General features: G+C 67.9%; 4 protein-coding genes and 2 pseudogenes. 2 read left to right on the forward strand and 4 right to left on the reverse strand.

Features of this window, described 5'->3' with window-relative positions; genetic code table 11:
• The first annotated feature begins 141 nt into the window (after positions 1–141).
• Together BM290_RS41555 and BM290_RS41560 are read left to right on the forward strand one after the other, a co-directional pair.
• A complete protein-coding gene (locus BM290_RS41555) occupies positions 142–1,455 on the forward strand; it encodes an aminotransferase-like domain-containing protein (RefSeq protein ID WP_093621475.1) in 1,314 nt (437 codons plus the stop codon).
• Between the two features lie 8 nt (positions 1,456–1,463).
• Positions 1,464–2,426, forward strand: a complete 963-nt coding sequence (locus BM290_RS41560) for a D-alanine--D-alanine ligase family protein (RefSeq protein ID WP_373871109.1) — start codon at positions 1,464–1,466, stop codon at positions 2,424–2,426.
• A gap of 9 nt (positions 2,427–2,435) precedes the next feature.
• On the opposite strand, the gene BM290_RS47795 is transcribed toward BM290_RS41560, so the two are convergent.
• The 4 genes and pseudogenes from BM290_RS47795 to BM290_RS41580 all read right to left on the reverse strand — a co-directional run bounded on the left by BM290_RS47795 (position 2,436) and on the right by BM290_RS41580 (position 6,979).
• A complete protein-coding gene (locus BM290_RS47795; protein ID WP_143134131.1) occupies positions 2,436–2,738 on the reverse strand; it encodes a hypothetical protein in 303 nt (100 codons plus the stop codon).
• 487 nt (positions 2,739–3,225) lie between these two features.
• A pseudogene (locus BM290_RS41565) lies at positions 3,226–3,819 on the reverse strand (hypothetical protein); the annotation flags it as partial.
• A 1,613-nt stretch (positions 3,820–5,432) separates the two neighbouring features.
• Positions 5,433–6,477 (reverse strand): annotated as a pseudogene (locus tag BM290_RS50425) (IS256 family transposase); the annotation flags it as partial.
• 16 nt (positions 6,478–6,493) lie between these two features.
• Positions 6,494–6,979, reverse strand: coding sequence for a transposase (locus tag BM290_RS41580; RefSeq protein WP_093621478.1), 486 nt, complete (start codon positions 6,977–6,979; stop codon positions 6,494–6,496).
• Positions 6,980–8,084: the final 1,105 nt, after the last annotated feature.

Here is an 8,084-nt window from a genome sequence, read left to right on the forward strand (position 1 = left end):
GCTTTCGCTCACGGGCATGGACCGGACGCCGCCGCGCCCCTGGCGAATCCTACGTCGGAACCACCATGAACGGGAGCAGGTCGGGCAAGTGCCGGGCGGCATTAGGATCGCTCTCAGTCTCAACTTGAAGAGGTGATTCGCATGACCGGTACAACTCAGGACGATTACACCGATCGGTACGCGCGACGGGTGCGCGGGATGACCACATCGGAGATCCGGGCCCTGTTCTCCGTCGCCAGCCGGCCGGAGGTGGTGTCGCTGGCCGGCGGCTCGCCGTACATCGCCGCCCTGCCGTTGGACGCCGTCGGCGAGATGCTCGGCGAGCTGGCCGCCCAGCAGGGCGCCACCAGCCTGCAGTACGGCATCGGCCAGGGCACGATCGACCTGCGCGAGCGCATCTGTGAGGTGATGTCGCTGTCCGGCATCACGAACGCGTCCCCCGACGACGTCGTGGTCACCGTCGGCGGCCAGCAGGCCCTCGACCTCCTGGCCCGTCTCTTCCTGGACCCGGGCGACGTGGTGCTCGCCGAGGGGCCGACCTATGTCGGCGCACTCGGCGTGTTCCAGGCCGCCCAGGCACAGGTCCGGCACGTGGCCATGGACGACGAGGGCCTCATCCCGGCAGCGCTGGAGGAGGCAATCCGGGCCACGGCGAGGGAAGGGAGGCAAGCGAAGTTCCTGTACACGATCCCCACCTTCCAGAACCCCGCCGGTGTCACCCTTTCGGAGGAGCGGCGCGAGCAGATCCTCGACATCTGCGAGCGCGCCGGGCTGCTGGTGGTGGAGGACGACCCGTACGGCATGTTGTCCTTCGAGGGTGACGCCCCGCTGCCGCTCCGGGCCCGCCGCCGGGACGGGGTCTTCTACTGCTCGACGTTCTCCAAGACCTTCGCACCGGGCCTGCGGGTCGGCTGGGTCCTGGCGCCGCACGCCGTGCGGGAGAAGCTGGTCATGATGAGCGAGGCGAACGTGCTGTGCCCGAGCGCGTTCGCGCAGGCCGCCGTCACGCAGTATCTGTCGACGATGCCGTGGCGCGAGCAGATCAAGGTCTACCGGGAGATCTACCGGGAGCGGCGGGACGCGCTGCTCAGCGCCCTGGAGGACCTGATGCCGGCCGGCACCACGTGGACCCGGCCGACCGGCGGCCTGTTCGTCTGGGCGACCCTCCCCGAGGGCCTCGACTCGAAGGCGATGATGCCGCGGGCCATCGCCGCGCGGGTCGCCTACGTGCCCGGGACGGGCTTCTACGCCGACGGGACCGGGCGGGGCAACATGCGGCTCAACTACAGCTTCTCCGCCCCGGAGCGGCTGCGTGAGGGCGTGCGGCGGCTGTCCGGCGTGATGGAGCAGGAGCTCGCGATGCGCGCCGTCTTCGGCGAAGCCGGCCTTCAGCCGGGACATCAGCGCCGTCGTGGCCCGGCCGCTGCGGACGCTCCCGGTCCCGACTTGGCATGATCACCAGCATGGCTACGCGTGACGACTTGCGAGTTCTGGTCCTGGCCGGCGGGCTGTCTTACGAACGGGACGTGTCCCTGCGGTCCGGTCGCCGGGTGCTCGACGCGCTCCGGGCCGCCGGCCTGACCGCCGAACTCCACGACGCCGACGTGTCCCTGCTGCCCGCCCTCCAGGCCGACCCGCCCGACGCCGTCGTCATCGCCCTGCACGGCGCCACCGGTGAGGACGGGTCGCTGCGCGGGGTTCTCGACCTGTGCGGGGTGCCCTATGTCGGCGCCGACGCCCGATCGGCCCGGCTCGCCTGGGACAAGCCGTCCGCCAAGTCGATGCTGCGCGAAGCCGGGATCCCCACACCCGACTGGGTGGCGCTGCCGCACGACCGGTTCTCCGAGCTCGGCGCCGTCGCCGTCCTCGACCGGATCGTCGACCGGCTGGGGCTGCCGCTCATGGTCAAGCCCGCGCAGGGCGGGTCCGGGTTGGGGGCCGCGGTGGTCCGGGAGGCCGGTGACCTGCCGGCGGCGATGGTGGGATGTTTCGCGTACGACTCGACAGCCCTCGTCGAGCAGTATGTGACCGGCACCAACGTGGCGGTCTCCATCATCGACCGAGGCGACGGGCCGGTGACCCTCCCGATCGTGGAGATCGTTCCGCGGGACGGGGTGTATGACTATGCGGCCCGGTACACGGCTGGCCTGACCACCTGGCACGTGCCGGCCCGCCTGTCGCCGGCGGTCGCGGGGCGGGTTTCGGAGACGGCGGTTGCGGCGTACAAAGCCCTCGGGTTGCGCGACCTGTCCCGCATCGACGTGATCGTCACCGCTGACGGTGAGCCTCACGTGCTCGGGTGCAACGTGTCGCCGGGGCTCACCGAGACGTCGTTGCTGCCGTTGGCGGTGCAGGCTGCGGGGGTTGATCTGGGGGCGGTGCTGAGTTCGCTGGTGGAGCGGGCGGTCGCCCGGCGGGGGGATTGAGCAACGGTTTCACGTGACGGGCTCGGCGGTCATCGCCGGGCCGTCGTTCGGTCGGCGGGTCATCGCCGGGCCGTCGTTCGGTCGGCGGATCATCGCCGGGCCGTCGTTCGGTCGGCGGATCATCGCCGGGCCCTCATTCGGTCGGCGGATCATTGCCGGGCCCTCATTCGGTCGGCGGATCATTGCCGGGCCCTCATTCGGTCGGCGGTCCGGAAGGCCGGCGCGTCCTTCGGTCTTTTGCGGTTCCGTCTTCTCGTAGGCCGTGGCTTTCGCGCTTCCTGACTTCCCGCCTCCGACTTTCTGCTGCGGCATTGCAGCTCGCTCTCCGCGGCCTATGGCCCCGAAGTCCGCGCCTCTCTCCAAGTGGGGTCCCGCGGATTCCGTCTCGCACCGCTTCCGATCCCGCAGTGCGCGTCCACCGTGCTACCGCCCGTCTCGCGGCCCGCACTATGGCCCCGCGGCTTCCAGTCCCTGCGTGTTGCGCCTCATGTCCCCTGGATTCACACCTTCCTTGAGCTCAGCCCCATGGTCCACCTTCCTTGGGCTCAGCCCCACGGTCCACGCCTCCCGAATCACGCGGCCCAAAGTTCGTGTCCTGCCCGAACTTGCCGCCCGTGGTCCGGGGTTTGTGCCTTTCGCGGCCAACGCCTCCAGGGCCTCAGCCCCATACAGCTCGCGGACTGACTCGGGCCGCATCCGCTCGCCGCCGTCCGTCCAGGCAAGAACCACCGGTTCCCTAGGCTTCTGCCGCCTCCACGTCGCCGAGCGTTGCGGGACGCCGGCCACCATCCGGATCCGCTTCCATGCTGTCGGGGACGTTGATCGTGGCCGGCGACTCCCATTCGATGTGCGCCGGCTCGGCGTTGGCCGTACCCCCGAAATCTGCCAGCCAGGCGGCGACGAGCGCCAGATTCTCGCGCCATTGAGCTTCGGGAATCACCGGCAGAATGTCATCCCAGAGCGACAGGAAAGTACCCCGCAACTGCAGGCGCCCGTACGGCCGAGCCAAGAACCACATGTGCAGGTGCGCCGAACCGTCGCCCCAGCGATTCACGTGAACCCGGGCGACACCGTCAAGCGACCGGATGGCCCTCTCGAGCCGAACCGTCATGACGCCGAGCTCAGCGGCCAGGAGGTTCGGCAGGTCACCGAGATCGAGGTGCGAGCGACACTCCAGGATCAAAACCATCGGCAGTCCGGTGGGCCGGTCCATGGCGCGAACCCGCCATCGCTCACTGACCCAGATGTACGAGCTGTCCGGCGTCCCACACGCCACACACTCGGACCCGTCCTCACCGCTCCGCGGGGGCTCCACATCTACCGGCGGGGCGAGCTTCTTGACTCGCATGTCCCCCTCGAAGGGGAACGACGGCCAACGTGTGAAGTCAGGCAGGGAGGCGGTGTTCTCAGACACGACGTGACCTTAGCCCAGCTCGGGAGCGGCTGTCCCGGGTCAATTTCGCACGACGGAGGGACTCTCGCCATGTCGACACCCATGAAAATGAGTCCTTCCACACACCCGTCCCCAAGTTATCCACAGGAGTTATCCACAGCCCCCCTCGTTTCACGTGAAACACGACGTAGAACGCTTGCGCACCCTGTGGATAGACCCGTGGACGGCCCTCACAACATCGGCGTCGTTTCACGTGAAACACCAGCGGCCCCAGAATCAACAGGCGCAACACACAGGTTGTGGATAGTGGCCCTCACGCATGTCTGCCACCATGACCCATCCAAGCTCACGAGCGGCAGCGCCCGGCCGAAGAGCGCTCATCGGCCGGCAGCCCCGCCCGTTCCGAACCTCGCCTGAGCCCGGCCTACGAAGTGACAGAACCCGCGATCCGATCCGTGTCTTCGGTCGTAGCCGCACCCTGCCACGCGACTCCTTGCCGGACACCGAGTCCGTCTCGCCTCAATCCTCCGCGGTCGAATCCGATACAGCACTGACCAAGCCGAAGCCGCTTCACCTCGGCCGTCAACCGGGGTCAGCGGGCTTACCAGCGGCAGGTATGACATCTACCCGGATGGTTTCCGTAACGCCGAGGGAAGGACGACTCCGATGTGAGAGCCATCCCCCTCGACGGCTGGCGCACACAAGGGATAGGCCGACTCGCCGGCCTAAAGACCAAGACGGATCGACCGCCAGTCGGTGGACCTTTCAACCAACTCGACCTTCACTCAAGTTGGCTATCGACTCGAGCTGGCGCGCTGCTCAGCTCGGTCGCTGCTTCCGACCAGCGGCTACGGCGGCGTATCACCGTGCTTGCGGCTGCACGTTCAACGGCTCGCCTATCGTCCCGGGGCCTGAAGCGGCACCAGAATTCGGCCAGACCAGCCTTTGAGCCGCATCCGCCAAGCCAGGTGCAGAGGGCCGCCAGCACGGCCGACGCAGCCGAAGTACCGGCGCTCACCACCGACACCACTTGTTTCTGTCGCTCGCCCGCCATCAGGCCAGGCACGCTGCCACTCAGGACCACAGCAACGAGAAGGCCGCCTGAGAGGCGTCCGCAAGGCTCGTCATCTCTTGTGGTTCCAGCATTTGAAGCGCAAGGCCCCCTCTGGAGATCACCTCGATGATCGCGACCGAGACATCACCCACACGCCCGTACCGGTGGAGCCAAATCGTCTTCGTCGCAAACTCGGCCCGGATCCAGGCGACGCGCACCTGCCTACGGATCGCGCCCGGTTCCGGACACCGCCGTCTAGCGTCAGCTGACGCCTCATCCATCAGCAGCCGATATCCGGGCCTTTACTCCGCATGGCCACGAAGGGAGACTCGACACGCCAGTCAGCGGCCACGCGAACAATGGCCGTCCTGTTCCCGTTGTGCCGGACGCGCCTCAGACGCAATACGACAAGCACCCGTCACGAACCATCGGGGTCGTGCACACTCAGCAGCGCGGTAACTCCGGTAGCGCGAGTAAGGGCCCAGCCGAGGTCAAGCCCCTGGAAGTGGTCTAGCGGCTGATCTTCAAGCTGTGCTGGTAAGAGGTTGTGGGCGGTTTCCAGTTCGGATTGGCCGGTGCCGGTGGTGGTGGCGCGGGCTCTGGCGAGGATGTCGAGGGCGAAGTAGCGGCGGGCGTCGGTCCATTCGTCGTGTTGTTCGGCCAAACCGCCGACGAGGCGGATGACGGCGCCGCGGTCGGGGAAGATCCCCGACGTCGTCGGTGCGGCACCGACGATGTCGGTGCGGCGGCGGATCCCCTCGTTCAAGCGCTCGTTGGGATTATTCGACCGGATCGGCGCCAGATGGCTGCGGGAAGCCGGTGATCGCCAGCAGGTCCGCGCGGGCGGCATCGAGGTAGGCGGCCACCTTCGGAAGACTACCGGTGGTGGTGTCGAGGAGTTTGTCGAACTGGGCATGCACCGATTCCGGATCGGGCTGGTCATAGACCGAATGTCCATCGTCTTGACTGCCGGCCACGCCGATTTCGGGGTCACGGCCATGAGGTTTGCGGCGAAGTGGGTGCGACATCTCTGCCAGGACGTGCCGGGCCGGTTCGCCGCGATCGCGTCGACCAGGTCGGCGTGGGCGTCCGAGGTGACCAGCAGGGTGCCGGTCAAGCCGCGGGCGACCAGGTCGGCGAAGAACGCGTTGCAGGCTTGCTTGGTCTCGCAGGTGGCGACCGGGGTCAACGCCGAGGACCTCGCGGTGACCGTCGGCGTTGACCCCGGTCGCCACGAGCACGACGGCGTTGACGACCCGGCCCTGTTCGCGGACCTTCATGGTCAGCGCGTCGGCGGCGACGAACGTGAACTGTCCGAACTCGCCCAGCGGCCTCGTTGGGAAGGCGTGGACCTGAGGTCGGCGGCCATCCGGGAGACCTGCGACTTCGACAGGCTGGTGATGCCGAGCGTCTGCACGAGTTTGTCATCCGCCGGGTCGAGACACCGAGCGGTTGCAGGGGCGACCACGCTGACCAGCGCAGCCTCGGCCCGTTTACGACGTTCGAGCACAGCCATTCGGGAGAGTATGAGCCTGACCGCAGTTTCGGCACGGCCACGTCGATCGTGCCGATACACGGGTGTCGAGTTCGCGGTGGCTGAAGCCGAAGCCCCTATGTTCGTCAAGTGGTGATCATGGGTGTTGCGGGCATGAGTGCGGCATGGATAATCCGGAACAGGTCGCGGGCCAGGAACCGCTTGAGGCAGCGCATGATCTCGCGTTTGGTGCGGTCCTCGGTAGTGCGGCGGGTCAGGTAGGCGCGGGTGCGTGGTTCGTCGCGCAGACGGGTCATGACGACGCGGAAGAGTGCCGCGTTGGCCTGTCGGTCGCCGCCGCGGTTGAGGCGGCGCCGGCTGGTCTTCCCTGACGACATCTCGACCGGGCTGACCCCGCAGAGAGCTGCGAAGGCGGCCTCGTTGGTCAGTCGGTCAGGGTTGTCGCCGGCGGTGACCAGCAGCACGGCCGCACTGTCGGCGCCGACTCCGTACTGCTCCAGCAGTGCCAGCGCGGTCTGCTCGATCTGCATGGTGATCCGGGCGAGCAGGCCCGCGATCTCGGAGTCCAGAGCCTTGATCCAGCGGGCCAGCCGCGACAGCGTGCGTCTCACCGCGGTCGGTGCCGCAGCTCGTTCGTCCAGGCTCACGCAACGAGTGATCAGCGCCAGCCTTCCCAGGCCCGCCAGTTCCTCACGCAGGGCAGGATCGGCGTAGACCAGGATCGCCTTGATCTGGTTGATGGCGTGGCGGCGGGCTTTGACCGCCGAGTCCTTCGCGACCTTGTAGACGCGGATCTGTTCGACAGGTCCGTCGCCGTTCTTGGAGCACGGCAGTTGCTCGCCGGCTGATGACGGCCTGAACGGCGGCCTCGGCGTCGACGGTGTCGCTCTTTCCCCGTTGCCGCCGCTTGGCGCGATCCGGCCGGTTGACCTCGATCACCGACACGCCCTCACCGCGCCGGAACCGGGCCAGGGTCGCCCCGTACGAACCGGTGCCCTCACACCGGCCGAGTGGATCACGCCGAAGCTATGAGCCCACGACAGCGGAGCACGATAGCCAGCCGCGGTAGGGCTCACCCGCCATCATTCCGCCGCCCCGCCGATCCCGCCCAGGCGAGGAGCCCCACCTGCCAGTGAAGGGAGTTCTGGTCCGTCTAGAAGGCTTCGAATCCTGCTGGCCAAGGATCACCCTTTCCCTTGGGTCGCGCTTGGTTCTTGGGGTCCCCGTAATGCAATGAGCGAGAGGATCGAACCCACTTCGCTAGTCTTCCGTTTCACGTGAAACCTGCGAGCACCGGGCACGTCCTCGTTTCACGTGAAACGAGGAGATCGCGATCCCTCGTCAACCTGACGCAGGGCTGCACGCAGCTGCCAAGAGCCAGCAAGCCGCTGTGCCACCGAACTAATGCATGACAACTGCCGAACTACCCGAGACCCGCCGGCTAGTCGGCTCCCACTGCTCGATCAGCCCCGCCTGTTGCGAAGACCAGGCGTAGAGCAATCGTGGTTCGCTAGCACCGCCGGAAAGGGGCTCATCCGTGTCGAGGCAACAACTCGTCGCCTCGTCGCCTCGTCGCCTCGTCGCCCCGTCGCCCCGTCGCCCCGTCGCCCCGTCGCCCCGTCGCCCCGTCGCCCCGTCGCCCCGTCGCCCCGTCGCCCCGTCGCCCCGTCGCCCCGTCGCCCCGTCGCCCCGTCGCCCCGTCGCCCCGTCGCCCCG

It is taken from the genome of Actinoplanes philippinensis (assembly GCF_900113015.1).
Classification (GTDB): Bacteria; Actinomycetota; Actinomycetes; order Mycobacteriales; family Micromonosporaceae; genus Actinoplanes; species Actinoplanes philippinensis.